Origin of the sequence: Nonomuraea sp. NPDC052116, from assembly GCF_040680035.1 — a bacterium.
Taxonomy (GTDB): Bacteria; Actinomycetota; Actinomycetes; order Streptosporangiales; family Streptosporangiaceae; genus Nonomuraea; species Nonomuraea angiospora_A.
On record NZ_JBFAWA010000038.1, the window covers coordinates 32,528 to 57,856 of the forward strand.

The window sequence follows — 25,329 nt, forward strand, 5'->3', positions numbered from 1 at the left end:
ACCGGGTTGCTCGCGGGCGGCGGAGGCCGCTTAGGTAAGGTCGGGGCATCATGATCGGGCGAAATGCCGAGATCGCCCTCATCAGCGGGCTGATCGCCGAGTCCGGGACCGGCCGGGGCAATGCCGTCGTCGTGTACGGAGAGGCCGGGATCGGCAAGTCGGCGCTGCTGGCGGAGGCCGCGCGGGCGGCGGGCGACGACGTGCTGGTGCTGCGGATCACCGGCGTGGAGGCCGAGGCCGAGCTGCCCTTCGCCGCCCTGCACCTGCTGCTGCGGCCGGCCCGGCACCTCGTCGCGGGGCTTCCCGAGGCGCAGCGGGCCGCCCTGCTCGGCGCGTTCGGCGAGACCCAGGGCGGGGCCCAGGACCGCTTCCTCGTCGGGCTCGCGGTGCTGACCCTGCTCGCCGAGCTCGCCGAGGAACGGCCCCTGCTGTGCCTGATCGACGACGTGCAGTGGCTGGACCGCGCGTCGGCGGACGCGCTGGTGTTCGCGGCGCGCAGGCTGGGGGCCGAGCGGATCACCATGATCCTGGCCGCCCGTGACGACGGTGCGCAGCCGCCCGTGCAGGGTGTCCCGGAGCTGCGGCTCGCCGGTCTCGGCCGGGCGGACTGCGAGCGGCTGCTCGCCGGGTCGGCCGCCGATCTGGTGCCCGAGGCGCGGGACCGGGTGATCGAGGAGGCCGAGGGCAACCCGCTCGCGCTCCTGGAGTTCGCCGCGGCCCTCGTCCCCGAGCAGCGGGCGGGCCGGCTGGCTCCGCTGCCCCTGCAGGCGCCCAGGCTCCCCCTGCCCGGACGGCTCGAACAGTCGTTGCGCGCCGCCATCCGGCGGCTCCCCGAAGCCACGCAGCTGCTGCTCCTGGTCGCCGCGGCCGAGGGCTCGGGCAGCCTTGAGCTGGTCCTGCGGGCCGCGGAGGGCTTCGGGGCCGGGCTGCCCGACCTGGAGCCGGGCGAGCGCCACCACCTGGTGCAGATCTCCGACGGCCGGCTGCGCTTCCGCCATCCCCTGGTCAAGACCGCGGCGTACCACGAGGCGCCGCTCGCCCGGCGGGTGGCCGCCCATCGCGCGCTGGCGGACGCCCTCCACGGCGACGAGCACGCCGACCGCAGGGCCTGGCACCTGTCCGCCGCCGCCGTCGGTCCCGACGAGGAGATCTCGGACGTGCTGGCGGCGGCCGGAGAGCGGGCCCGGCAGCGGGGCAGCCACGCGTCGGCGGCGACCGCGTACGAGCGGGCGGCGCAGCTGACCGTCGATCAGGGCCGGCGGGCCCGCCGGCTGGCCGCCGCCGCCGAGTCGGCGATGGGGGCCGGGCAGCTGGCCCGCGCCGGCGCCGCGGCCGACCGGGGCCGGCGGCTGACCGGGGACCCCGTGGTGCTGGCCCGGCTGGTCGCCGTGCGGGCCGCGGTCGACTCCGAGCACGGCAGCCCGACGCCGGCGGCGCTGATCGACGCGGCCGCCGGCATCGCCCGCACCGCGCCGGCCGACGCCGCGTCCCTGCTCGCGACCGCCGCCGCCGAGGCCTGGTTCGCCGGTGACCACGCCGCGCTCGGGCGGGCCGCGGAGCTGCTGGAATCCGTCGTGCCCGGCGACGACCCCGTGGCCGGAACGGTGCGCGGCATGGAGCGGGTGGCCGCTGGCGACCCGGCCGCGGGGCTGCCGCTCATGCGCGCCGCCGTCTCGCCGCGCGCCGCCACGGACCCGGTCGCCGGCACGTACGCGGTGTTCGGCGCGTTGATGACCGGCGACGACGAGGCGGCCTGCGAGCTGGCCGCGGCCCGCGTGGCCGCCTGCAGGGAGCAGGGCCTGATCGGCGCGCTGCCGCATGCTCTGCAGCTCCTCACCCAGGCGCAGCTCCTGCGGGGAAGGCACGCGGAGGCGGCGGAGTCGGGCGCCGAGGCCTGGCGGATCGCCCACGACACAGGGCAGGCGGGGCGGCTGCGGCATCTGCACGGCATCCTGGCGTGGCTCGCCGCCGTCGAGGGTGAGGACGACACGTGCGTACGGCTCGCCGGCCAAGCCGACGGCGCCGCGCGGGAACGCCACGGATCGGGCTGGGGCGGTTGCGCGCTGATCCTGCTCGACCTGGTACGAGCCCGTTACGAGGCGGCGGCCGAGCGGATGGCGCGGATCCTCGACGGCCCGCTCGGTCACACCGTGATCGTCACCTTCGCCATGGCCGACCACGTCGAGGCCTGCGCCCGGCTGGGCGACCCGGGCCGGGCGTCGGAGGCGTTCGCCCGGTTCGACGCCTGGGCGGCGGCCAGCGGACGGCCGGGCGCCGCCGCCGTCGCGCATCGCTGCCGCGCTCTCCTCGCCCCGCGCGGCGAGGCCGAGGCCCACTACAGCGCGGCGCTCGAGTGGCACGCCCGGGGCGGGCGGGTGTTCGAGCACGCCAGGACGGAGCTGCTGTACGGCGAATGGCTGCGGCGGGCCCGCCGGCGCTCCGACGCCGGGGCGCAGCTGCGCTCGGCGATGGGCCGCTTCGCCGCGCTGGGCGCCGCACCCTGGGCCGAACGGGCCCGTACGGAGCTGGCCGCGACCGGCGCCCGCGCCGACCTGCCGGAGCTCGGCGTGGCGGCGAAACCGCTCGACGCGCTGACCCCTCAGGAGCTGCAGGTCGTCCGGCTCGCCGCGACGGGCGCCACGAACCGGCAGATCGGCGCCCAGCTCTTCCTCAGCCCGCGGACGGTGGGATTCCACCTGTACAAGGCGTACCCGAAGCTGGGGATCTCCTCGCGCGCCGACCTGGCGGACCTCGACCTGGGCCGTCCCGCCTAGGGCCGGCGCCCCGACCGTACGATCACCGTCACCAGCAGGGCCAGGGCGAACGCCGCGCCCAGCATGAAGAGGCCGAACCCGGCCAGCAGGTTCCAGTTACCCAGGTCCGACAGGACCGGGAGAGTGGGGTCCACGTAGTACAGGACGATCCACGCGACGCCGACGAACCAGGACACGCCCATTGCCGCGGCCAGGCGGCGGGCCAAGCGATTGGTCGGCGCTACACGGGCTTGAAGATCGGACACCGGCATCACCCCTGTTCGGTGGATCCAGCGTAACGCGATCAGGAGCAGAGCAGGCGGGCGATCGTCAGGTCGGTGATGAGGACGTTGACCCAGCCGCCCTCGATCGCGGCCTTGATCGCGGAGAGCTTGCGCATGCCGCCCGCGACCCCGACCCGGCGTTCGACGGCGCGGAAGGTCGGCGCGTCGATGCCGATGACGCGCTGGTCGAAGCCCGAGTCGACGGGTTTGCCGGTCGTGTCGAAGAAGTGCAGGCAGACGTCGCCGACGGCGCCGAGCCCGCGCAGCTCCTCCTGGTCGGCCTGGCTGACCGCGTTGCCGCTGCTGAGCAGCAGGGGCGAGGGCTCCAGGCTGCCGATGCCGACCAGCACGACGGTCAGGTCGTGCCACTGCGCCTGCACGTCCTTCACGCTGGGGTCCTCCAGCAGCGCGTCGCGGATCGCGGTGGTCGCGACCACGCCGGGCAGGGGCACGAAGATCGGCCGGGCGTAGGTGAGGTTGGCCAGGCGGGCGACCAGCCGGGTGGCGTGCACCTGCGCCTCGGGGCTGCCGACCCCGCCGACCAGCTGGATGACGCGGTCGGCGACCTGGGAGTTCTTCTGCGGCAGGCGTTCGACCGTGGCGAGCAGGGTCTCGCTCCAGGACGAGATGCCGATCACGTCGCCGCCGGTGAAGGTGACGCCGAGGTATGCCGCGGCCGCCGAGGCCAGCGGCGGGATCACGTCGTCCTGGTAGTCCTCGACGTCCACGACCACGGCGTCGCGCAGCCCGTAGCGCCGCTGCAGCTCCTCCTCCAGCTCGGTGTGCACCCCTTCGGGGAGCGTGACCACCGTGCGGACCATGCCCCGCGTGACCGCCTCCTTGAGCAGGCGGGACACGCGGGGCTGGGAGATGTTGAGCGTGGCGGCGATCTCGGGCTGGCGCATGTTCTGCTCGTGGTACATGCGCGCGACCCGGGCCAGGAGGCGCAGGTGATCCTTGGTCGTGTCGCGCCTGCGTTCCGCGTTCTGGACCACCGCGTACTCCTTTCTATTCACTCCTGAATGAAGCCTATTGTCCGAACCACCGTGACGGAGACCCCGGCGGGGTCACTTCCTGGCGAACACCCCGAACTCGTCGGCGTTGTCGGCCGTGACGAGCTCGCAGTCGATGGACTGCTTCTCGTCCTTGCCCGTCTTGCCGGTCTTGATGAACTGGTCGGCCTGGTCCACGGCGCTGGTGGCGCCGAGCGCGGCGGGCTGCAGCCCGGTGGCGTGCATCTCGCCCGCCTTGATGGCGGCGATGGCGTCGGGGCTGCCGTCGAAGCCGACGACCACGACCTTCTTCAGCAGTCCAGCGGCCTTCAGCGCCGCGACCGCGCCCAGGGCCATGGTGTCGTTGCCGGCGATGACGCCCTGGATGTCGCGGCTCTTCTGGATGATGGTCTCCATCTTGGTGAACGCCTCCTGCTGGTCCCAGTTGGCGCTCTCCTTGGCCACCGGCTTCATGTCCGGGTACTGGGAGATCACGTCGGCGAAGCCCTTGGAGCGGACGCTGGCGTTGGTGTCGGACTCCTTGCCGACCAGCTCGACGTAGTTGCCCTTGCTCTTCATGGCCTCCACGAACGACTGCGCGACCAGCTGGGCGCCCTGGGAGTTGTTGGAGACGATCTGGGCCTTGGCGACGCCGGTGGCGTTGATCTCCCGGTCGATCAGGAAGACCGGGATGCCGCCCTGCGCGGCCTTGCGGACCGGCCCGATGGAGGCGTCGGCTCCCGCGTTGTCCAGGATGATCGCCTTGGCCTGGCGGGAGATGGCGGCGTCGATCAGCTCGCTCTGCTTGTTGGGGTCGTCGTCGTGGGAGGCCACGGACGTCTGGTAGCCGAGCTTCTCGGCCTGCGCCTTGGCCGCCTCCGCCTCGGCCTTGAAGAACGGGTTGTCGTGCGACGGGGTGATGATCGCGATCAGGCCGCCGGCGGCCGCGGCGCCGCTGCTCGCGGACGCGCTGGTGGCGGGTTGTTCCGCGCTACCGCAGGCGGCCAGCGTGGTGCAGCCGAGAAGGACGGACAGGGCCAAAGTGACGATGCGGGTGGGGGGCATGGTGTCTCCTTGTCGTTCAGTCGTGCTTCTTGCTTGCGGCGACCGCCGCCGCGGCGGCTCCCCGTCGCTTGAACCGCTGCTGGCCCTGGTCGAGCATCACGGCGAGGATGATGACCGCGCCCTTGATGAGGATCTGCCAGAACGTCGACACGCCCAGGATCACCAGGCCGTCGGCGAGGAAGCCGATGACGAACGCGCCGACCAGGGTGCCGCGCACGGTTCCCCGGCCACCGCTGAGCGCGGCGCCCCCGATGACCACCGCCGCGATGGCGTTGAGCTCGTACGTCTCCCCGGCCTGCGGGGCGGCCGAGGTGAGCTCCGAGGCGATGATGAGCCCGGCGACCGCCGCGCAGGCCCCGGAGATCACGTACACGATCGTCTTGACCCGCCGGATCGGCACGCCGGACAGGTCCGCGGCCCGCTCGTTGCCGCCGGTGGCGTAGAGCCAGCGGCCGAACGGGGACTTGGCCAGCAGCAGCACGGCCGCCACGGCCAGCAGGATCATGATCCAGATGGAGGTGGGCAGGCCGAGCGGCCGCCCGCTGCCGAGCAGCTCGAAGCCGGTGTTGCCGAGCGCCGGGTTGCCGCCCAGGTTGGGGTAGGTGGCGCCGTTGGAGATGAGCATCGCCGCGCCGCGGGCCACGTACAGCATGCCGAGCGTGGCGATGAACGGCGCCACGTTGAAGCGGGTGACGAGGACCCCGTTGATCAGGCCGACCGCCATGCCGACCGCGACGCACAGCACGATCACCACCCACACCGGCGGGTAGGCGATCACGCCGCCGACGTGCAGACCCTGCAACAGCTCACCGGCGACCACCCCGGACAGGCCCACGATGGAGCCGACGGACAGGTCGATGCCGCCCTTGAGGATGACCAGCAGCATGCCGAGCGCGATCACGCCGTTGATGGCGACGTGCTTGGTCATCGTGATCAGGTTGGGGACGGTGAGGAAGGAGTCCGACAGCAGGCCGAAGATGACGATGAGCACGGCGAGCGCGATGAAGGCGCGCAGCTCGAAGGCCACGTTCAGCAGCGAGAGTCGGCGGGCCCGGGTGGCGGCCGGCTCGGGGGCCGCGGTGGTCGCCGTCGCCGTCATGACGAACCGTCCTGGGCTCCGCCGTCGGACACGCGCATCAGTTCCTCCCTGGTCAGCCCCCCTCGCCCGAGCTCGCCACGCCGAAACTCGCCGACGAGGATGCCGCGGGCGAGCACGAGCAGCCGGTCGGGGATGTGCAGGGCCTCTTCGGCGTCGGATGTGGTGAACAGCACGGCCAGGCCCCGCCTGGCCTGGGCCGCCATCAGCTCGAAGATGTCGGCCTTGGCGCCCACGTCCACGCCGCGGGACGGCTCGTCCAGCAGCAGGACGCGCGGCCCGGTCAGCAGCGCCTTTCCGATGATCACTTTCTGCTGGTTGCCGCCGCTCAGCGACCCGATGGCCGCCTGGGCGCCGCTGGTCTTGACGGTGACGTCGGCGATGGTGCGGGTGACGGCGGCGCGCTCGCGCTCCTGGGAGACGAACAGGCCGCGGACGAACGTGCCGAGCGCGGCCAGGGACAGGTTCTGCCCGACCGACATGGTCTGCACGAGCCCGTCGCGCTGGCGGTCCTCGGGCACCAGCACCACGCCCCGCTCGATGCGGTCGCGGATCCCGGCCTCGTGCAGGGGCGCGCCGTCCAGCAGGACCTCGCCGGAGGACGGCCGCAGGCGGCCCGCCAGCGTCTCCAGCAGCTCGGTGCGCCCGGAGCCCATCAGCCCGTAGACGCCGACGATCTCGCCCGCGCGCACGCTGAGCGACAGCCCGTTCACGGCCAGCCGGTCGGGGACGGCAGGGTCGGCCACGGTGAGCCGGCGGACGGCCAGCGCCTCCTCGCCGAGCACCGGCTCCCGGCTGGGGAACAGCGTGTCCTGGTCGCGGCCGACCATCTGCTCGACGATCCAGCGGATGTCGACCTCGTCGGCCCGGGCCGTGGCGACCAGCCGCCCGTCGCGCAGCACCACGACGTCGTCGGCGATCTCCAGCGCCTCGTCCAGGTGGTGGGAGATGTAGACGACGGCGACGCCCGCGGCGGTCAGCTCCCTGATCACCCGGAAGAGCACATCGACCTCGGGCGCGGTCAGGGCCGAGGTCGGCTCGTCCATGATGAGGACGCGGGCCTGCTGCAGCAGCGCGCGGGCGATCTCCACCAGCTGCTGCTGGCCGAGCCGCAGGTCGCCGACGAGCCGGTCCGGGTCGACGTCCTCCTCCAGCCGGTGCAGGACCGCGGCCGTGGCCTCGCGCTGCGCCTTGCGGTCGATGGAGCCGTACGCGGTGCGGACCTCGCGGGCCAGGAACAGGTTGTCCTGGATGCTGAGGTTGGGGCAGAGGCTGAGCTCCTGGTGGATGATGGAGATGCCCTGGTCGGCCGCGTCGCGGGAGGAGTGCAGCCGCACGGGCCGCCCGTCCAGCTCGACGTGGCCGGTGGTGGGCCGCTCGATCCCGGCCAGGATCTTCATCAGGGTCGACTTGCCGGCGCCGTTCTCGCCGAACAGCGCGGTCACGCGGCCGGGCGCCACGTCGAAGTCGACGCCCTTGAGCGCGTGCGTGCCGCCGTACACCTTGGTGACCTCACCGGCCCGCAGGATGGGGCCGGTCATGAGATCGCCACCGGCGTGATCGTCACGGTCTGGGGGGTGAGCAGGGTGAACGCCCCGGTGACGGAGATCTGCTTGCCCTCCAGCCCGGCCGCGTCCAGCCCTTTGAGCAGCTTGTCGCGCAGCTGGTTGTTCAGGGCGGTGGCGGCGTCGGCGTACTCCACCTGGTTGGTGAACTGGCCGAACGTGATGAATCCCACCGCGTCGCGCAGCGCGGTGCCGTTGATGGCGGGTCCGATCTGTACGGAGACCCGGGTGCCGTCCGGCAGGCCCTTGACGGTGACGGGCAGCAGCCCGGACCTGGCCGCGCCGGCCTCGCCCGTCACCTTGACGGCGAAGGTGTAGGGGCCGGTGCCCTGGCGCTTGCCGTACTTCTGGCTCGCGGCGTCCTTGTCGGCGGCCAGGGCGTCGAGCAGGACGGGCAGGTCGACGGCGGCGCTCTTGACGGCGGGGACGATCTTGGCCTCGTAGTTCTGGGCCCCGAACGCGGCCGGGTCGAACTTCTTCGGAGCCGCCGCGGCCGCGGTCTCGGCGGTCCGGTACTCGGTGCTGACGGCCATGAGGACGACCAGCACGGCGACGGCCGCGGTGGTGATCCAGCGGATCGGGACGCGCCGACGGGGGGTCGGCGCCGTTGCTGTCATGTGCTGCTCCCTTCACCGGAGGGGCGGGATCTGCGCACGGCCTCGTGCCAGGCGGCCTTCCTGGCCGCGCGGTCCGTCTCGTCCAGGGCGGGCTCGAACCGGTCCGCGGGTCGCGGGCGCCGTTCCAGCTCGCCGAGCGTCCACAGCTTGGCCGCGAGCCCGGCGGCGTCGGCCACGCCGAGGCATGACAGGTCGTGCTCGCCGGAGCGGGCGACGGCCCGGCCGCTGACGTCGGCCTGGAACTGCATCAAGCGGGCGCTGCGGGTGAGCCCGCCGTCGGCCATGAGCACGCTCACCTGGCCGACGGCCTGATCGACGGCGGCCACCACGTCCTCGACCTGGAAGGCGACCGCCTCCAGGGCGGCGGCGACGAGCTGGGCCCGGCGGGTGGCGAGCGTCAGCCCGATGATGACGGGGCTCGCGTCCGGGTCCCACCAAGGGGCGCCGAGGCCGCCGAAGGCGGGCACGAAGTGGACGTTGCCCGGGTCTGCGGCCTCGGCCAGCAGCACGTCGGCGGGCACGTCGAACAGCTCCGCCAGCCAGCTGACGGTGCGACCGGTCGCGCGGATGTTGCCCTCGACGGCATGAACAGGACCGTCCCCGAGGTCCCAGGCGATGCTGCGGCACAGGCCGGGCGCCTCCGGAGGGCCGCCGATGGCCATCACCGAGGAGCCGGTGCCGTAGGTGGCCTTCACCACCCCGGGCCGCCAGCCGGCGTGGGCGAACATCGCGGCGTGCGAGTCGCCCATGACCGCCAGCACCGGCACCCCGTCGGGCAGCGGCGCGAGGTCGCGGACGACGGGGAAGGCGCCGCAGGAGGCGACGACCCGCGGCAGCACCTCGGCCGGCACCCCGAACAGCTCCAGCAGCCGCGGGTCCCACTCCCCGGTCGCGACGTCGAGCAGCTGGGTGCGCGAGGCGTTGCCGACCTCGATGACGTGCTCGCCGCCCAGGCGGCTGAGCAGCCAGGAGTCGACGGTGCCCAGGCACAGCTCGCCCGCCCGGGCCCGGCGCCGGTCCGGATCGTACGCGTCGAGCAGCCAGCGGGCCTTGAGCGCGGAGAACATCGGGTCCAGCGGCATCCCGCTCACCGACCGCACCAGGCCGGCGGCGCCGGTGGCGGCCAGCTCGTGGCACTGGGCGGCGGTCCGCTGGTCCTGCCAGCTGATCAGCGGCCCGACCGGCTCGCCGGTGCGGCGCTCCCACAGCACCAGCGACTCGCGCTGGTTGCTGAACCCCACGCCGGCGACCCGGGCGGCCTGCTCGGGGCCGACGCACTCGGCGACCGCCCGCCGCACGCTCTGCCACAGCTCGTCGGCGGACTGCTCGACCCAGCCGGGGCGGGGCTGGCTCTCGGCCACCGGTACGACGGCGCGGGAGACGACGCGGCCGCCCTCGTCCACGAGCAGCGCCTTGGTGGAGCTGGTGCCCTGGTCGATGGCCAGGATGAGCGGGCTAGCCATGGCGCAGCAGGTCTTTGACGGCGCTGACGATGCCGTCGGCGGACAGGCCGAAGTGGTCGAGCAGGAAGGCGGTGTCGCCGGTGGGGGCGAACACGCGGGGCACGCCGAGGATGCGCATGGGGACGGGGTGGCGGGTGACGACGGTGGCGGCGACGGCCGCGCCGAGCCCGCCGCTGATGGTGGCCTCCTCGGCCGTGACGATGCCGCGGGTCTCCCGCGCGGCGGCCACGATGGCCTCCTCGTCCAGCGGGTCGAGGAAGGGCATGTTGAGGACCCGCAGGTAGACGCCTTCCTCGCGGAGCCGGGCGGCCGCCTGCAGCGCGCGGGAGGTCAGCGAGCCGATGGCGATCACCGTGGCGTCGTCGCCGTCGGCGAGCAGCACCGCCCTGCGCGGCTCGAAGGGCGCGCCCTCGGGCGTGACCACGGGCACCTTGAACCTCGGGATGCGCACGTAGCTGGGCCTGCCTGAGGCCGCCGCCCAGCGGATGGCGGCGCGGGTCTGGACGGAGTCGGCCGGGACGATCACGTCGAGCCCGGCGACCGCGCGCATCCAGGACAGGTCCTCGATCGAGTGGTGGGTGGGGCCGAGCTCGCCGTAGGCCATGCCCGGGCTCTGCCCGCAGAGCACGACGTGCGCCTCGCTGTAGGCGACGTCGGCCTTGATCTGCTCCAGGGCGCGGCCGGTGAGGAACGGCGCCGCCGCGCACACGAACGGGATCTTGCCGGCGTTGGCCAGCCCCGCGCCGACTCCGACGAGGTCCTGCTCGGCGATGCCGACGTTGATCAGCCGGTCGGGGAAACGCTCCCGGAAGCCGACGAGGTTGCTGGAGCCCACGGAGTCGTTGCAGACGGCCACGATCCGCTCGTCCTCGGCGGCCAGGGCCAGGAGCTCCGCGGCGAAGTCCTGGCGGCAGTCGAAGGCGGTCTGCTGGTCGGTCACGGTCATCGTGCCAGCTCCGCGAGGGCCGCTTCGACCTGGTCGGGGCTCGGCACCTTGTGGTGCCACTCCACGCGGTCCTCCATGAACGACACTCCCTTCCCCTTGATCGTGTGGGCGATGACGGCGACCGGCCTGCCGGTCGACGAGCCGCTCATCGCCTGCAGGAGGGCGAGGTGGTCGTGCCCGTCGACCTCGCGTACCTCCCAGCCGAAGCTGCGCCATTTGTCGTCCAGCGCCCCCAGGGCGTTGGTGTCCTCCGTCCTCGCGCCCTGCTGCAGCCGGTTGCGGTCGATGACGGCGGTCAGCGACGACAGGCCGTGGTGGGCGGCCGCCATGGCCGCCTCCCAGTTGCTGCCTTCCTGCAGCTCCCCGTCGCCGAGCACGACGAACGTGCGCCAGTCAGCGCCGTCGAGCTTGGCGGCCAGCGCGCACCCGGTGGCCACGGGCAGGCCGTGCCCGAGCGCGCCGGTGTTGGTCTCGATGCCGGGGACCTTGATGCGGTTGGGGTGACCGTTGAGCGCCGACAGCGGGGCCATGAAGGTGTCCAGCTCGGCCTCGGGGAAGAAGCCGCAGTGGGAGAGGGTCGAGTACAGGGCGGCGGCGCAGTGTCCCTTGCTCAGCACGAAACGGTCGCGCCCGCTCCACCGCGGACGTTCCGGATCGACGGACAACACGCCGTAGAAGCAGGTGACCAGGATGTCGGTGACCGACAGGTCACCCCCGACGTGCCCCATCTGGGCACGGTCGATCATGCGGATGATGCTCCGGCGCACCTCCGTGGCCAGATGGTCCAGCTCCGCGGCCGCGGCGTGCCGGTCGGCCCGGCGAATCCGCTCGGCCGCCTGGCGATAGACGGCCGAACGCGTCGGATCGGCAGCCAGCAACGACATCACCGCGCCACGCCTTGAATATCTATTCCAATATGACTAGGCATATTTTGAAGCTAAGGCCGCCATCGCGTTCATGTCAATGAGGTGCGGAAGCTTGCGACTCGCCTGCTTCTTGACGGCTGTATGTCGCCGACGTTACATTCCGCTCGAATAGACAGGCGGTATTGAATAGCTATTCAATCGCCTCCAGCCCTCTGGAGAGGCAATGAACATCCCAAGCAAAGCGGCAGCTCTGGCAGCGTCTGCGCTGCTCCTGACCGCCTGCAGCGGCCGAGTCCAAGACAACACCAGCGCGACCAGCGGGGGGCAGGTCAAGCTGAGCTGGTGGATGGTCACGCAGAACGCGGACACGGCAAACGCCGCGTTCAAGTCGATTATCGGCGACTTCGAGAAGCAGAACCCGAACATCAAGGTAGATCTTCAGTACCGCGCGGTGGATGCGCACAAGGACGCGCTGCGCACCACGGCCGGCAGTAGTTCCGGCCCGGACATCTACTACAACTGGGCCGGGCCCGGCCTCGGCGGCGAGCTCGTCAAGTCGGGCGTGAGCCTCGACCTGAGCAAGTACTACGAGCAGTACAAGTGGGCCGACCGGTTCAACCCGTCGACCCTGGCGGCGTACAAGCAGTACGGCGGTTACCACGGCGTGCCCTGGACGCAGCGCACCGAGGTCGTCTACTACCACAAGGACCAGTTCGCCAAGGCGGGCATCAGCGCGCCGCCCACCACGTACCAGGAGTGGGCCACGGCGGCGCAGAAGCTCAAGGACGCCGGGCTCACGCCGATCACCATGGGCGGCAAGGACAACTGGCACGTCATGCGCCTGCTGGACACGTTCATCGAGACCAACTGCGGCGCCGAGCTGGGCGACAAGCTCAACACGCGCGCGACGAGCTGGGCCGGGCAGCCGTGCGTGGACAAGTCCTTCGAGCAGCTCAAGCAGTGGTCGGGCAACTACTTCAACAAGGGCTTCGCCGGCCTGCCGGTGGCCGAGGCGGGCGCGATGTTCCACTCGGGCAAGTCGGCCATGCAGCTCGAGGGCGACTGGTTCACCCAGCAGAACATCGACGCCGGCGACGACCAGAACAACGTGGGCGTCTTCCCGATGCCCACGGGCACCGACCGGCTCTACGGCTTCTCCGAGGGCATGTACATCAGCAAGTCGAGCAAGCACCCGGACGAGGCCGCCAAATTCCTGGACTTCTTCACCTCCGCCGCAGTGGAGGGCAAGTACCTGGGCGTCTTCTCCTCGGTCCCGGTGAACAAGGAAACCAAGGGGGAGAACCCGCTCGCGCCGATCAACACGCAGATCGCCGAGCTGACCGGCAAGGCCAAGGGGTTCTTCCTCAACAACGACCAGAACTTCTCCACCGACGTGACGACCGAGTACTGGCGCATCCAGAACGGGGTCACCAGCGGCTCGATCGCCCCCAAGGAGGCGGGCGCGCTGCTGCAGAAGTTCATCGACACCCATAAGGACTGACCAGCCGTGACCGGCCGGGGGGACCGCTCCCCGGCCGGTCCGATCACCCGAGGAGGAGCGGCCTTGGCCACCGTGTCCACCGCCCCGACCACGTCACGACCCACCCACCCCTCGCACCGCCCCCGCACGCCACGCCGCGGCCTGCCCGTCCTGGGCGCGCTGCCGTTCCTGGCGCCCGCGCTGGCGCTCTACGGGATCTTCCTGCTGTTCCCCATCGTCTCGGCGATCTACCTCAGCTTCGTGCGGTGGAACGGCTTCCCCACCGTGCCGCAGATCTGGGCCGGACTGGCGAACTACCAGGACATCTTCACCAACGACACGGTCTTCCACACCGCCCTGCGCAACAGCGTCATCTGGGTCGTGCTCTCGCTCGTCGTGCCCACGGTGCTCGCCCTGCTGCTCGCCCTGGCGCTCAACAACCGGCTCCTCGGCCGCAACCTGCTGCGCTCGGCGTTCTACATCCCGGCCGTGCTGGCCTCGATCGCCGTGGCGACCATGTGGACGTGGATCTACAACCCGAACTCCGGCCTGGTCAACAGCACGTTGACGTCCCTCGGCCTGTCGTCGTGGATCCAGGACTGGCTCGGCGACCCGCAGATCGCCCTCTACTCCGTCTTCGTCGCCTTCGTCTGGCAGACGACGGGCTTCTCCATGGTGCTGTTCCTGGCCGGGCTGCAGACGGTGCCGGCCGACCTGGTCGAGGCGGCCAAGCTCGACGGCGCCTCCGCCTGGCAGACCTTCCGGAACGTCACCCTCCCGGCGCTGCGGCCGACCTTCACCGTCGTCCTGGTGCTCACCGTGATCAGCTCGCTCAAGGTGTTCGACCTCATCGTCGGCATGACCAACGGCGGCCCGGCCCAGTCGAGCCAGGTGCTGGCCCTGTGGTCCTACAGCCAGTCGTTCATCAACCACAACTTCGGAGGGGGCAACGCGCTGGCCGTCGTGCTCCTCGTGATCACCCTGGCGCTCGTCCTGCCGTACCTGATGTGGACCTTGAAGGAGGACGAGCGATGAACGCGGTCCGCCGTGCCAACTACCCGCTCATCGGGCTGTGGATCGCGCTGGTCGTCTGCGCGCTCATCTGGCTCGCGCCGTTCGCCTTCATGGTGCTGACCTCGCTGAAGTCCACGGCCGACATCGGCCGCTCGTCCGTCTGGGCGCTGCCGGAGGTATGGCGGTGGGACAACTACACCGCCGCCGCCGAGCGGGGCGAGCTGTGGACCGTGGCCAAGAACAGCGCCTACATCGCGCTCATCAAGGTGCCGCTCGGCCTGATGATCTCGGCCGCGGCGGCGTTCGCCATCGCGCGGCTGCGCTTCAAGCGGCAGCGGATCCTGCTCATCGTGATCACTCTGGGCGCGATGGTGCCGGTGCAGGTCGCCATCGCCCCGATGTTCACCACGCTGTCCAGCATGGGGCTGCTGAACTCCACGAACGGGATCATCCTGCCCTACCTGGCCTTCGGCATCCCGTCCCAGGTGTTCTTCCTGTACGGGTTCTTCCGCTCCCTGCCCCGCGAGCTCGACGAGGCCGCCCGCATCGACGGCTCGGGGAACTGGCGCCTGTTCGTAAGGGTGATCCTGCCGCTGGCCAAGCCCGCGCTGGCCGCGCTGTTCATCCTGGACTTCGTCGCCACCTGGAACGAGTACGGGATGGCCCTGGTGCTGCTGCAGGACCAGGACGCGCGTACGGTGCCACTGGCGCTGCAGGCCTTCCAGTCGCAGTTCGCCTCGAACTACGGGCAGCTCAACGCCTTCATCATCATGTCCATCCTCCCGGTCCTCATCGTCTATCTGATGTTCCAGCGCTTCTTCACACAAGGCGCCCTCGCCGGCGCGATCAAGGGATAGGAGACCACTCCGTATGGCAGCAGAACCACTGTTCGGCGCCGGGCTCTGGCACTTCGGGCAGTTCCGCGACCGCTACGCCACGGACGGGTACGGCCCGCCCGTCTCCACGCTGGAGGCGATCGACCGCGCGGGCCAGGTCGGCAGCCTGTCCGTGGTCGACATCAACTACCCCTTCAACCCCGCCGACCTCGACGTGGACCAGCTGGAAGACCGGCTGAAGGCCAACGGGCTGCGGGCCATCGCGCTGACGCCGGAGATCTACACCAGGAAGTTCGCCCGCGGCGGCTTCACCAACCCCGACCCCGAGATCCGGCGCGCGGCCATCGAGCTGGTCAGCGAGTCCGCCGACCTGGCCCGCCGCCTCGGCTGCGACTACGTCAAGCTCTGGCCCGGCCAGGACGGCTGGGACTACCCCTTCCAGGCCGACTACAAGGCGCTGTGGCAGATGTCCATCGACGCCGTCCGCGAGCTGGCCCAGCGCCACCCCGACCTGCGCTTCGCCATCGAGTACAAGCCGCGCGAGCCGCGTAACCGCATGACCTTCTCCTCGGCCGCCCGCACCCTGCTGGCCATCGAGAAGATGGACGTGCCCAACGTCGGCATCCTGCTGGACTTCGGCCACTCCCTGTACGGCCTCGAGTCCCCGGCCGACGCGGCCCAGCTCATCCTCGAACACGACCGGCTCTACGCCATCGACGTCAACGACAACTTCCGCGGCTGGGACGACGACATGGTCGTCGGCTCCATCCACCTCGTCGAGACCTTCGAGTTCTTCCACACCCTGCGCCAGGCCGGCTGGCAGGGCGTCTGGCAGCTCGACCAGTTCCCCTTCCGCGAGGACTCGGTGGAGGCCGCCCGCGCCGGCATCGAGGTCATGCGGACGATCTGGCGGGCCCTGCAGGTCCTCGACGTGGACGCCCTCGCCGAGGCGCAGGCCCGCCAGGACGCCCTGGCCGCGCAGCGCATCGCGCGCAAGGCGCTGCTCAGCGCCCAGGTGGACGGCTGATGGGCGACGTGACGCGCGTCGGGGGAGCCTGGCGCGAGGTGGAGATCACGCTCACCGCCTCGGCCGACGTCCCCGACGCCTACACCGCCGTCGAGGTGTGGGCCGACTTCACCCACGACACCGGGCTGTCCCTGCGCAGGCCGGCGTTCTACGACGGCGGCCGCACGTGGCGGATCCGGTTCAGCTCGCCGCTGGCGCACGGCCGCTGGCACTGGACCACCGACGCGTCCCTCGACGACCGCGGGCTTCGCGGGGCGTCCGGGATCATCGAGGTGGACGCCGCCGAACCGCCCGCGCACCGCTTCCGGCGGCACGGCTTCTGGACCATGTCGCCGGGCGGGCGCAGCCTCGTGCACGCCGACGGCACCCCGGCGATCATGGTCGCCGACACCGCCTGGGGCCTGCCGTGGCGGGCCACCGAGGAGCAGGTGCGCACGTACGCGGCCGACCGGCAGGCCAAGGGCTTCAACGCGGTGCTGCTGATGTCGGTCCAGCCCGACATGCGCGCCGCCGGCCCGCGCGACCGCACCGCCGACGAGGGCTTCGACGTCGCCTTCGAGGACCTGCCCACCGGCCACGTCAACGCGCTCAACCCCGCCTACTTCCAGTACCTGGACCGGCTCCTGGACATCCTGGCAGAGCACGAGATCGTGCCCGTGCTCCAGCCGGTCTTCCAGGGGTTCGGCTGGAAGGGGCTCGACGTGGCCGGTACGGTCGTACCTCCCGAGGAGTACGCCCGCTACTGCCGCTACCTGGTGGCCCGCTACGGCGCCCGCCCCGCGATCTACCTGGTCGGCGCCGACGGCTCCGGCCGCGAACCGCAGATCGCGGCCGGCGGCGCCGAGGTCCACGCCTGGGACTGCTACGCGCAGCCCACCGGCATCCACTACCGCCCGCACGCCGACAACCGGGCCTGCCAGGACGCCGACTGGCTGGACTTCCAGTGGTGCCAGACCGGCCACGGCGGCGAGCACGTCCCCGAGCGGGTCGCGGTCATGCGGCGCGACACGCCCGTCAAGGCCGTCGCCAACGGCGAGCCCACCTACGAGCAGACCCGCAGCGTCACCAACGCCGCCGGCTGGTGGCAGGGCCACGAGGCGTGGAGCAACCTGTGCGCGGGCGGCGCCATGGGCGTCGTCTACGGCGCCGCGAACATCTGGCAGTGGAAGCTGCACGCCGACGAGCCCGGACACGCGCCGTACTTCCTGGCCCCGTCGGGCGGCTGGCGCGAGTCCCTCGACTTCGAGGGCTCCACGTACGTCGGGCTGCTCGGCAAGATCCTGGACGGCCTGCCCACGACCGACATGGAGCCGGACTGGGAGACGTTCATCAGCCCGCGCTCCCTGCGCGTGCCCGGCCGCCTGCACGTGGTCTACCAGGAGCACGGCGGCGCGCTGCGCCCGACGCGCGAGGACGGGCTGCCGACCGCCTACCGCGTCGTCGACCCGCGCACCGGCGACGTCGTCGCCAGCGGCCGGCGCCGGCCCGGCGAGGCCGTCGAGGACGAGCGGCAGGTGGCCCGCGTGGTCATCTTCTGCGACGAATAAGACGAATGACCCGCCGCCACGCCTTGGAGGGGGCGTGGCGGCGGGGCCTCAGGCGATCGCCTGGTAGGCGGTGGTCCAGAAGTCCTTGTGCAGGCGGGGCGTGTGGGCGGAGTCCATCGCGCTCTGGGTCAGCAGGATGCCGACCAGGTCCTCGGCCGGGTCGGCGTACCCGGTGGTGCCGAGTCCGCCGTCCCAGCCGAACTGGCCCGGCGCGGCCAGGTTGCGGCGGTGGGTGCGGACCGCCAGGCCGAACCCGTATCCGCCGTGCCGGCCGAAGTGGTCGCCGAACGCGTCCTTCTCGACCTTCTGTCCCGGCGTCAGGTGGTCCGTCGTCATCAGCTCGACCGAGGCCCGCGACAGGACGCGCGCGCCGCCGAAGGCGCCCTTGTCCAGGAGCATGCGGAAGAAGGCGTGGTAGTCGTCGACGGTCGAGACCAGCCCGTCGCCGCCGGCCTGGAAGAGCGGCGGGCGGCTGTACCTGCCGCCGGCGGCCTCGTCCCAGACGACCGGTTCGCCGTTCTCGGGGTCGTGCGCGTAGCTGGTGGGCAGGCGGTGGATCCGGTCGCCGGGCACGTGGAAGCCGGTGTCCTTCATTCCGAGCGGCCCGAACAGCCGCTCGCGCAGGAACTCCTCCAGCGGCTGCCCGCTCACCCTGGCCACGAGCACGCCGAGCACGTCGGAGCCGACGTGGTACTGCCACAGCTCGCCCGGCTGGCGCATCAGCGGCAGCGTGCCGAGCCGGCGGATCCACTCGTCCGGCCCGAAGTCCGGCGAGGTGGTGTCCAGGCCGAGCTCGCGGATCGCGGTCTGGATCGGGTACGTGTCCGGCGCGGCCAGCACCACCCCGAACCCGAAGGTGAACGTCAGCAGGTCGCGCACGGTGATCGGCCGGGCCGCGGGGACCGTGTCGTCCAGCGGTGCGTCGATGCTCCTGAGCACCTGGCGGTCGGCCAGCTCGGGCAGCCACTCGTCGACCGGGTCGTCCAGCCGCAGCCGGCACTCCTCGACCAGGATCATCACCGCGGCGGCCGTGATCGGCTTGCTCAGCGACGCCATCCGGAAGAGCGTGTCACGCCGCATCGGCTCGGTGCCGCCCGCGTGCAGGGTCCCCAGGGCCTCGACGTGCGTCTCGTCGCCCCTGCCGACCAGCGCGACCAGCCCGGGTACGGCCCCGGACCCGACATGTCCGGCCAGCACCTGCCGCATCCGGTCCAGCCCCGCCTGCGACAGGCCGGGCCGCTCGTGCACGTCCCACCGGCCCTTGGTGTCCCAGGTGCCCTTCATGTCCCAACTGGTGCTCATGGACATCGTCATCTCCCCGCGCTGCGTACGGCGTTCCCTCTGTGCGAACACTGTACTCAGAGGGAACGGTGTGCGCAACGAAGAAACGCCGGACGGGCGCGCGGGGCGGTCAGGCGATCCGGAGGCCCGCCGGGCTGAAGATCGACGCGGCGAGGCTCTGGACGAACCGAGCGAGCAGTGCCTCAAGGAGCATCATCGCGGCCTTGGCGAGCAGGGAGGCCAGGAATTCGGACAACTCTCTACCTCTTCATTGAAACTACGCTTCAAGTCACATTGGGGTAGAAAGATGTATATACGGTGAGAAACCGGATGTCCATAGGGTGAACTCCAGATGACTATCCCTGGGTGTTCAACCGTTCGATCATGGTCGTCACCCAGGCCGTGGCCCCGGCGCACCCGAGCGCGATCCCCCACGCCATCGGCCCCACCGGCTGGCAGCCGAAGAGCTGGCTCAGACCGGGCACGGAGACGATCACGCCCAGCGCCGCCAGGGACCCGACCGAGGCGAGCACCACCGTGCGGTCCCCGCCGCCCAGCGCCAGCGTCTGCAGCAACTGCGCCGCCACCAGGCCGATGAGCCCCACCGTATCGGCCCGGCCCCGGGTGCCGGTCATCCGGGCCAGCACCCAGGCCGCGCCCGCCGCCACGGCCGTGGTGATGGCCCGCAGGTAGATGTCCCTGGTCAGCGCGGCGCCCAGCGACGCCTCCGGGCCCTCGGCCAGCAGCTTCTCCGGGCTCGCGGCGCTCGGCGGCCGGATGGCCACCGCCATCGCGGGCAACATGTCGGTGAGCAGGTTGACCAGCAGGAGCTGGCGGGCGTTGAGCGCGCTGCGCCCGGTGAGCAGGCTGGAGCCGAGGGTGAAGGCGATCTCCCCGACGTTGCCGCCGAGCAGGATGCCCAGCGCGTCGCGCACGGAGGTCCACATCGCCCGGCCCTCGACGATCGCGTCGATGATCGTCTCGATGCGGTCGTCCACCACGACGATGTCGGCGGCGGCCCTGGTGGCCGGCGCGGCGCGCGACCCGAGGGCCACGCCCACATCGGCGAGCCGGATCGCGGGCACGTCGTTGGCGCCGTCGCCGGTCACGGCCACGACCTTGCCGGCCTTGCGCCAGCAGGTGACGATCCGGGCCTTGTGCTCGGGCGTCACCCGGGCGAACACCGCCACCTTCGACAGCTCCTCGGCCAGCGCCTCGTCGTCCAGCTGCTCCAGCTCCGGGCCGGTCATCACGCGCAGGCCGTTCAGGGCGCCGATCTCCGCGGCGATGGCCTCCGCGGTGCTGGGGTGGTCGCCGGTGAGCATGGCGACCCGCACGCCGGCCCGCATCAGGTCCTCCACGCTGCGCTTCGCCGTCGGGCGCACCGGGTCCGCCAGGCCCAGGAACCCGAGGAAGCACAGGTTCTCGATGCGCGACTCGTCGAGGTCGGCGCGGCTCGAGGCGGGGCGCTCGGCGACGGCGAGCACGCGGTAGCCGCGCAGGGCCAGCCGGTCCACCTCCTCCTCCAGCTGCCGCCTCATCCGATCGTCCAGCGGTACGGTCTCCCCGTCGACGACGATGCTCGTGGAGCTGGTGAGCACGATCTCGGGAGCGCCCTTGACGCTCAGCAGCTGTCCCGCCTCCGACCGGCCGAGGACGGCGTGGTAGCCGCGGGCCGGCTCGAAGGGCAGCTCGTCCACGCGGTGCCACGTACGCAGGCCGTACCTCGGGGTGACGCCGAGCTTGCCGGCGCCCTCCACGATCGCGCGGTCCGTGGGGTGCGGGATGGCCCGCCCGCCCTCGAACCTGGGCCCCGCGCGCAGCGCCGCGCCCACGATGGCCCGCAACTCCGGCGTGGCCTCCGCCACCGACTGCTCGGCCCGGCCGTCCGACACCCGCCGCAGGCTGATGTGGCCTTCGGTGAGCGTTCCCGTCTTGTCGAAGCAGAGCACGTCCACGCGGCCCAGCGCCTCGATCGTGGACGGGTTGCGCACCAGCGTGTTGTGCGCCGACAGCCGCTTGGCCGAGGCCAGCTCGGCCGCGGTGGCGACGAACGGCAGCCCCTCGGGCACCGCCGCCACCATCATGCTCACCGCCGGGGCGAGCGCCTGGGACAGCGGCGAGCCGCGTACCAGCTCGACGACCATCAGGAGCAGGCCGGAACCGAGAGCCGCCGGGAGGATCCGGCGGCTCAGCGCGCGCAGGCGCAGCTCGACCCCGCTCGGCGGCGGGCCCTCCTGGGAGAGCCTGGCCGTCCTGCCCGCCTCGGTGGCCGCTCCGGTCGCCACGACCACGGCGTACCCGTGGCCCGCCGCGACGGTCGTGCCCTCGTAGACCATCGAGGTGCGGTCCGCGACGGCGGGCGCCGCGGTCGGCGTGTCCGTCTTGGAGACGAGCTGCGACTCGCCGGTGAGGGTGGACTCGTCGATCTCCAGCCCGGCCGCCTGGATGAGCCGCCCGTCGGCCGGTACGGCGTCGCCGGCGCGCAGCTCGATCACGTCCCCGGGCGCCAGGTCGTCGGCGAAGCCCGCCACGGCGCCCGTGGGCCGGCGGATCCGTACCCGGATGGCGGTGGTCTCGGTGAGGCGGTGCAGCGCCCGCGCGACGTTGCGCCGCTGCGCGCCGCCGAGGACGGCGTCCACCACCATCACGCCGCAGATGAGCACGGCGTCCAGCGCGGAGCCGAGCCCGGCCGACACGCCCGCGCCCGCGGCCAGGACCGGGCTCAGCGGGTTGGCCAGCTCGTGCAGGGTCGCGCTGAGCATGGATTCGGGGCCGGCCGCCGCGGGCCGCGCCGGGCCCGTCCTGCGGCGCGCGGCCTCCGCCTCGCTCAGCCCCTCGGGCGAGGTGGCGAGCCGGGCCAGGACGTCGCGGGCCGCCATGGCGTGCCACGGCGTGTGGTCGGCGAGGATCGGCGCGGGCCTGCTCCCGGCGCTGCGCCCCATCCACTCACCGACCGTGAGGGTGGCGAGCGCGGCGCAGTCGCGTGCCAGGTTGGCGCGTCCGACGGCGAGCGTGGCGGGGCCGAGGAGCGCCAGGCCGGTGCCGACGACCGAGCCGGCGGCCGCCACGAGGACGCCGCGGACGCTCGCCTTCCTGGCCGACGACAGGCACTGCAGCAGCAGGTGCACGCCTTCGAGCCCGCCCATCACGTCGGCGTCCCAGGGGACGCGCCGCGCCCCTTCGAGCACCCCGATGCCCAGGTCGGCCTGGCGCAGCCCGCTGCGTCCCCGCTGCGAGACCACGGCCACGGCGTGGCCCTCCGACTGCAGCGCCCGCACGGACGCGCCCAGCCGCGGCCCGTTCTGGACCACGCGGTCCATGCGCAGCCGCTTGGCGAGGGCGGGCTCCCCGCCGGCCAGGACCATGTCGCAGGTGCCCCGCGCCGCCGCGACCAGGGCCTCGGCGAGCGGATGCAGCTCGGGGACCAGGTGGACCAGGGCGATCGGGGTCCCGTCGCGCTTGACCATGACGTTGGTACGGTCCTGCGCCCCATGGGGCTCGGCGCTCCACCCGTCGCGCTCGCGCCGGACCGAAGGGTCGGCGAGATCGATCAGCGCGTAGAGCCGGGTGAAGAGATCGTCGCCGTCCACGTCGGGGCCGAGCGAGGTCACGTCGTCGATCGCCCACGCGCCCGTGGTGAGCACGGCGGCGTCGAGGACCACGGTGTCGATGCGATCCATGCGGACGAGGACATCGCGGTTGAGCACGATCGTGTCGCGCCCGGCGAGGCCGCGCGCGACGGCGCTGGCGAAGGCCTCCCTGCCGAGGTTCGCGGCCTTGGGGATGCCGGCGATCAGCACGGACAGGCCCCGCTCGCGGTCGTTGCTGAGCACCGTGGTCAGGCCGAGCCCCGCCAGCGACACCGCGCTGGCGGCGTCGGCGTACCGCTCCACGGGCCCGCGGGGCAGCCGGCCCGGGCGCGGCGGCGCGGCGGCCCTGGTGTGGCGGTACGCCCCCGTCACGGTCGCGAACTGCTCCTCGCGCTGTTCCCACGCCTTGAGCCCGGCACGCGAGTCGACGTACCGGCCGGCCGCGGCGACCGAGTCGATCAGCAGGGACATGGGCCGCATGGCCAGCGTGTGGGAGACGACCCGGGTCATCGCGATCATCGCGTCCGCGCCGGGCTTGCCGATGCGCTCCTCCAGCTCCCTGCGTACCAGCGGGGTGTGCTCGGCCAGCGAGAGGAGGCCGGGCACGGCGGCGGACAGCCGCGGGACGCGGGCCAGCCGACCGGCCAGAGCGAGCCCGGTGCCGGCCAGATGCAGGCCGAGGCTGACCACGGAGCGGTCCTGCTGCTCCACGCCGTCCCGGGCGGGAGCCGGGGAGCCGTCCCCGGCCCCGTCCTCGGCATCGGCCTCGTCGAGCTCGTCCACGACGGCCACGAGCTTGTCCATGTCGTCCGTCGTGACGTCGCAGGCCACGAAGACGCAGCCGAGCGCCCCGTTCACCTCGGCGCGCGACACTCCCACCGCTTTGAGGCGGTCTTCCAGCTCGCGGGCGCGCCGCTCGGTGCGCGGGCCGCCGATGGTGCGCAGCTCGATACGAGCTCCACCCGGGCACGGCTGAACCCGGCGGGAGCGCGGGAGGACGCTCCGCACCGGCTCCGGGAACATGTTCAGCAGCGTGTCAACGTTGAGCAGGCCGAACAACGCCATGTGGTCTCCCGTCTACGGCGTCGTGGTCACCTGCTCGGTGCGGTGCTCTTTCGCCTGCTTGTCGAGCTCGAAGTCGAGGTGGTCTACCTGGTGGTGGCGCGGGAGGTCCCGGTCGCCTTGCGCGTCGTGCTTCTCGTGCTGCTTCTCGTGGTGCCGGTGCTCTTGGCGGTGGTGCTCTTGGCGGTGGTGCGGCCGGTCGACGACTTGGCGGCGGTGCCTCTGGTCGTGCTCTTGGTGGTGCCGGTCGCGCCGCCGGCCGTGGCGGCCCTGCGCCGCGTGGTGGTGCCGGTCGTCGTGACCGGCTTGGCGGCGGTGCTTCTGGTCGTGCTCCTGGCGGTGCCGCCGGTGGCGGCGGTGGTGCCGCCGGTCGTGGTGGCCCTGCGCCTTGTGGTGGTGCCGGTGGTCGTGGTCCCGGTCGTGCCGCCAGTTGTGGCGGCCCTGCGCCTTGTGGTGGTGCCGGTGGTCGTGGTCCCGGTCGTGCCGCCGGTCGTGGCGGCCCTGCGCCGCGTGGTGGTGCCGGTGGTCGTGGTCCCGGTCGTGCCGCGCCGGGTGGCGGTCGTGGCCCGCTTGGTCGTCCCGGTCGTGGTACGCCTGCTCGGGGTCGTGGTCTCCCGGGCCGCAGGCTCCCTGGTCGGTGTGGTGGTCGCGCGCTGCCTCCCGAACGCCGCCCGCGGCAGTCCCCGCCGAGCGAGGATCGTCCCGGCGCCGATGGCGGCCGCGACGGGCCATTCGAGCACCCCGACCGCGGCGAGCGCGCCGAGCGCGCCGTAATAGGCCATGCGTTCGGGCGGAGGGAGGAACGTCCGGGCGACGTCGACGTAGTGACCGAGCTCCTGCTTGCTGACACGTGGCATCGCGATGTTCGGCATCTGCATCCGTGGCATCTGCATCCGCGGCATGCGTGGCATCTCGATGTGTGGCATTTCTATGTGTGGCATCCGCATTTCGGGCTGCCGGACCTGGATGCCGAGCATCGGCAGGTCCAGGCTGAACCGCTTGGTGCCATTCCCGTCGGGTCCGGCGGTCGTGCGCCCTCGCGGCTGGGTGACGGCCATGATCCCTCCTAGCAGGACGCGAATTCCTTATATGTCCCTATCCACGGCGCGGGTCCTCTAATTCTGGACGAGAGAGATTTGGGGATTTTTGCTGTCCTTTATCTGTTCCTTGGCTAAAGCCCAGGTCAGGACGAGGATGATCGTGCGCCCGCGAATCCCTCGACGACGCGGCGGACCTTGCCCACGGCCTCGTGGTCGCCGAGGCGCAGCGCGGTGTTCGCCGCCATGAGCACCGCGTCGATCTGGAAGGCCGCGAGCTCGGCGTCCAGGTCGGCGATCTCGCCGGCGGCCACGGCGCCGCGCAGCTCGCCGGCGATGAGCGCGAGCCAGTCGCGGTGGTGGCCGACGAGCGCGTCGCGCACCGGCCCCGGCCGGCTGTCGAAGTCGGGGAGGTTCGCCGCCCAGAAGCAGCCGCCCTCGAACAGGGGAGTCTCGGCGTAGGAGATCCAGCGCTCGGTGAGCGCGCGCAGCCGGGCCACGCCGTGGGGCATGTCCGAAACCGGCCGGATGACGGCGTCGCGGAACGCCTCGCGCGCCGAGGCCACGGTGGCGAGCTGCAGCTTCTCCTTCGTCCCGAAGAGCGTGGCGACCCCGCTCTTGCTGAGCCCGAGGTCGGTGGCCAGCCGGCCGATGCTGAGCCCGTTGAGCCCTTCCAGCGACGCGACGTCCACGGCGTGGCGCGTGATCGTCTGCCTGGCCCGCGCGCCGCGCAGGAGGCGCTGGTCGGAGATCCCGGCCGTCGCGGGGGCGGGTTGCTCTAGCTCGCTCATGAGCCCTCATCATG

General features: G+C 72.2%; 21 protein-coding genes. 8 read left to right on the top strand and 13 right to left on the bottom strand.

Features of this window, described 5'->3' with window-relative positions:
• The first annotated feature begins 50 nt into the window (after positions 1-50).
• Positions 51-2,774: an AAA family ATPase gene (locus tag AB0L65_RS49280; protein WP_364261476.1), complete on the top strand. Its 2,724-nt coding sequence runs from the start codon at positions 51-53 to the stop codon at positions 2,772-2,774.
• On the opposite strand, the gene AB0L65_RS49285 is transcribed toward AB0L65_RS49280, so the two are convergent.
• The 9 genes from AB0L65_RS49285 to AB0L65_RS49325 form a co-directional block, all read right to left on the bottom strand.
• On the bottom strand, positions 2,771-3,025 hold the full coding sequence (locus AB0L65_RS49285) for a cell division protein CrgA (protein WP_363970384.1): 255 nt from the start codon (positions 3,023-3,025) through the stop codon (positions 2,771-2,773). The two genes, AB0L65_RS49280 and AB0L65_RS49285, sit on opposite strands and share 4 nt — an antisense overlap.
• 32 nt (positions 3,026-3,057) lie before the next feature.
• Entirely contained in the window at positions 3,058-4,032 is a 975-nt protein-coding gene (locus AB0L65_RS49290) for a sugar-binding transcriptional regulator (RefSeq protein ID WP_350726117.1), read from the bottom strand.
• Positions 4,033-4,104: 72 nt separating this feature from the next.
• A complete protein-coding gene (locus AB0L65_RS49295) occupies positions 4,105-5,094 on the bottom strand; it encodes a D-ribose ABC transporter substrate-binding protein (protein ID WP_364261478.1) in 990 nt (329 codons plus the stop codon).
• A gap of 16 nt (positions 5,095-5,110) precedes the next feature.
• On the bottom strand, positions 5,111-6,193 hold the full coding sequence (locus tag AB0L65_RS49300) for an ABC transporter permease (RefSeq protein ID WP_364261481.1): 1,083 nt from the start codon (positions 6,191-6,193) through the stop codon (positions 5,111-5,113).
• Positions 6,190-7,731 carry a sugar ABC transporter ATP-binding protein gene (locus tag AB0L65_RS49305; protein WP_364261484.1) on the bottom strand — a complete coding sequence of 514 codons (1,542 nt, stop codon included), beginning with the start codon at positions 7,729-7,731 and terminating at the stop codon, positions 6,190-6,192. Before AB0L65_RS49305 ends, AB0L65_RS49300 begins: the two co-directional genes overlap by 4 nt.
• Positions 7,728-8,372, bottom strand: a complete 645-nt coding sequence (locus AB0L65_RS49310) for a DUF2291 domain-containing protein (protein ID WP_364261487.1) — start codon at positions 8,370-8,372, stop codon at positions 7,728-7,730. Before AB0L65_RS49310 ends, AB0L65_RS49305 begins: the two co-directional genes overlap by 4 nt.
• Positions 8,369-9,835 carry an FGGY family carbohydrate kinase gene (locus AB0L65_RS49315; RefSeq protein WP_364261490.1) on the bottom strand — a complete coding sequence of 489 codons (1,467 nt, stop codon included), beginning with the start codon at positions 9,833-9,835 and terminating at the stop codon, positions 8,369-8,371. Before AB0L65_RS49315 ends, AB0L65_RS49310 begins: the two co-directional genes overlap by 4 nt.
• The gene (locus tag AB0L65_RS49320) at positions 9,828-10,781 is read right to left on the bottom strand and encodes a transketolase C-terminal domain-containing protein (RefSeq protein WP_364261493.1); all 954 of its coding nucleotides are present in this window, start codon (positions 10,779-10,781) and stop codon (positions 9,828-9,830) included. The genes AB0L65_RS49315 and AB0L65_RS49320 overlap by 8 nt, the downstream gene beginning before the upstream one ends.
• Positions 10,778-11,665, bottom strand: coding sequence for a transketolase (locus AB0L65_RS49325; protein WP_364261496.1), 888 nt, complete (start codon positions 11,663-11,665; stop codon positions 10,778-10,780). Before AB0L65_RS49325 ends, AB0L65_RS49320 begins: the two co-directional genes overlap by 4 nt.
• A 205-nt stretch (positions 11,666-11,870) precedes the next feature.
• On the opposite strand from AB0L65_RS49325, the gene AB0L65_RS49330 reads away from it, so the two are divergent.
• The 5 genes from AB0L65_RS49330 to AB0L65_RS49350 all read left to right on the top strand — a co-directional run bounded on the left by AB0L65_RS49330 (position 11,871) and on the right by AB0L65_RS49350 (position 17,551).
• Positions 11,871-13,148, top strand: a complete 1,278-nt coding sequence (locus tag AB0L65_RS49330) for an ABC transporter substrate-binding protein (RefSeq protein WP_364261499.1) — start codon at positions 11,871-11,873, stop codon at positions 13,146-13,148.
• Positions 13,149-13,220: 72 nt separating this feature from the next.
• Positions 13,221-14,162 carry a sugar ABC transporter permease gene (locus tag AB0L65_RS49335; protein WP_364261697.1) on the top strand — a complete coding sequence of 314 codons (942 nt, stop codon included), beginning with the start codon at positions 13,221-13,223 and terminating at the stop codon, positions 14,160-14,162.
• A complete protein-coding gene (locus AB0L65_RS49340) occupies positions 14,159-14,998 on the top strand; it encodes a carbohydrate ABC transporter permease (RefSeq protein WP_364261502.1) in 840 nt (279 codons plus the stop codon). Before AB0L65_RS49335 ends, AB0L65_RS49340 begins: the two co-directional genes overlap by 4 nt.
• 13 nt (positions 14,999-15,011) lie before the next feature.
• Positions 15,012-16,004: a sugar phosphate isomerase/epimerase family protein gene (locus AB0L65_RS49345; protein WP_350726095.1), complete on the top strand. Its 993-nt coding sequence runs from the start codon at positions 15,012-15,014 to the stop codon at positions 16,002-16,004.
• The gene (locus tag AB0L65_RS49350) at positions 16,004-17,551 is read left to right on the top strand and encodes a DUF4038 domain-containing protein (protein ID WP_364261505.1); all 1,548 of its coding nucleotides are present in this window, start codon (positions 16,004-16,006) and stop codon (positions 17,549-17,551) included. Before AB0L65_RS49345 ends, AB0L65_RS49350 begins: the two co-directional genes overlap by 1 nt.
• A 48-nt stretch (positions 17,552-17,599) precedes the next feature.
• Here the strand turns inward: AB0L65_RS49350 and AB0L65_RS49355 are convergent, their stop codons facing one another.
• From AB0L65_RS49355 to AB0L65_RS49365, 3 genes are all read right to left on the bottom strand, one after another.
• Positions 17,600-18,853: a serine hydrolase domain-containing protein gene (locus AB0L65_RS49355; protein WP_364261508.1), complete on the bottom strand. Its 1,254-nt coding sequence runs from the start codon at positions 18,851-18,853 to the stop codon at positions 17,600-17,602.
• 109 nt (positions 18,854-18,962) lie between these two features.
• Positions 18,963-19,088, bottom strand: a complete 126-nt coding sequence (locus tag AB0L65_RS49360) for a hypothetical protein (RefSeq protein WP_350726089.1) — start codon at positions 19,086-19,088, stop codon at positions 18,963-18,965.
• Between the two features lie 100 nt (positions 19,089-19,188).
• On the bottom strand, positions 19,189-23,490 hold the full coding sequence (locus AB0L65_RS49365; RefSeq protein ID WP_364261511.1) for a cation-transporting P-type ATPase: 4,302 nt from the start codon (positions 23,488-23,490) through the stop codon (positions 19,189-19,191).
• A 42-nt stretch (positions 23,491-23,532) separates the two neighbouring features.
• On the opposite strand from AB0L65_RS49365, the gene AB0L65_RS49370 reads away from it, so the two are divergent.
• The gene (locus AB0L65_RS49370) at positions 23,533-24,261 is read left to right on the top strand and encodes a hypothetical protein (RefSeq protein WP_364261514.1); all 729 of its coding nucleotides are present in this window, start codon (positions 23,533-23,535) and stop codon (positions 24,259-24,261) included.
• 50 nt (positions 24,262-24,311) lie between these two features.
• Positions 24,312-24,557 (top strand): hypothetical protein, encoded by a 246-nt coding sequence (locus AB0L65_RS49375; RefSeq protein ID WP_355197729.1) that lies wholly within the window; start codon positions 24,312-24,314, stop codon positions 24,555-24,557.
• Between the two features lie 113 nt (positions 24,558-24,670).
• Here the strand turns inward: AB0L65_RS49375 and AB0L65_RS49380 are convergent, their stop codons facing one another.
• Positions 24,671-25,315, bottom strand: coding sequence for a TetR/AcrR family transcriptional regulator (locus AB0L65_RS49380; protein WP_364261517.1), 645 nt, complete (start codon positions 25,313-25,315; stop codon positions 24,671-24,673).
• Positions 25,316-25,329: the final 14 nt, after the last annotated feature.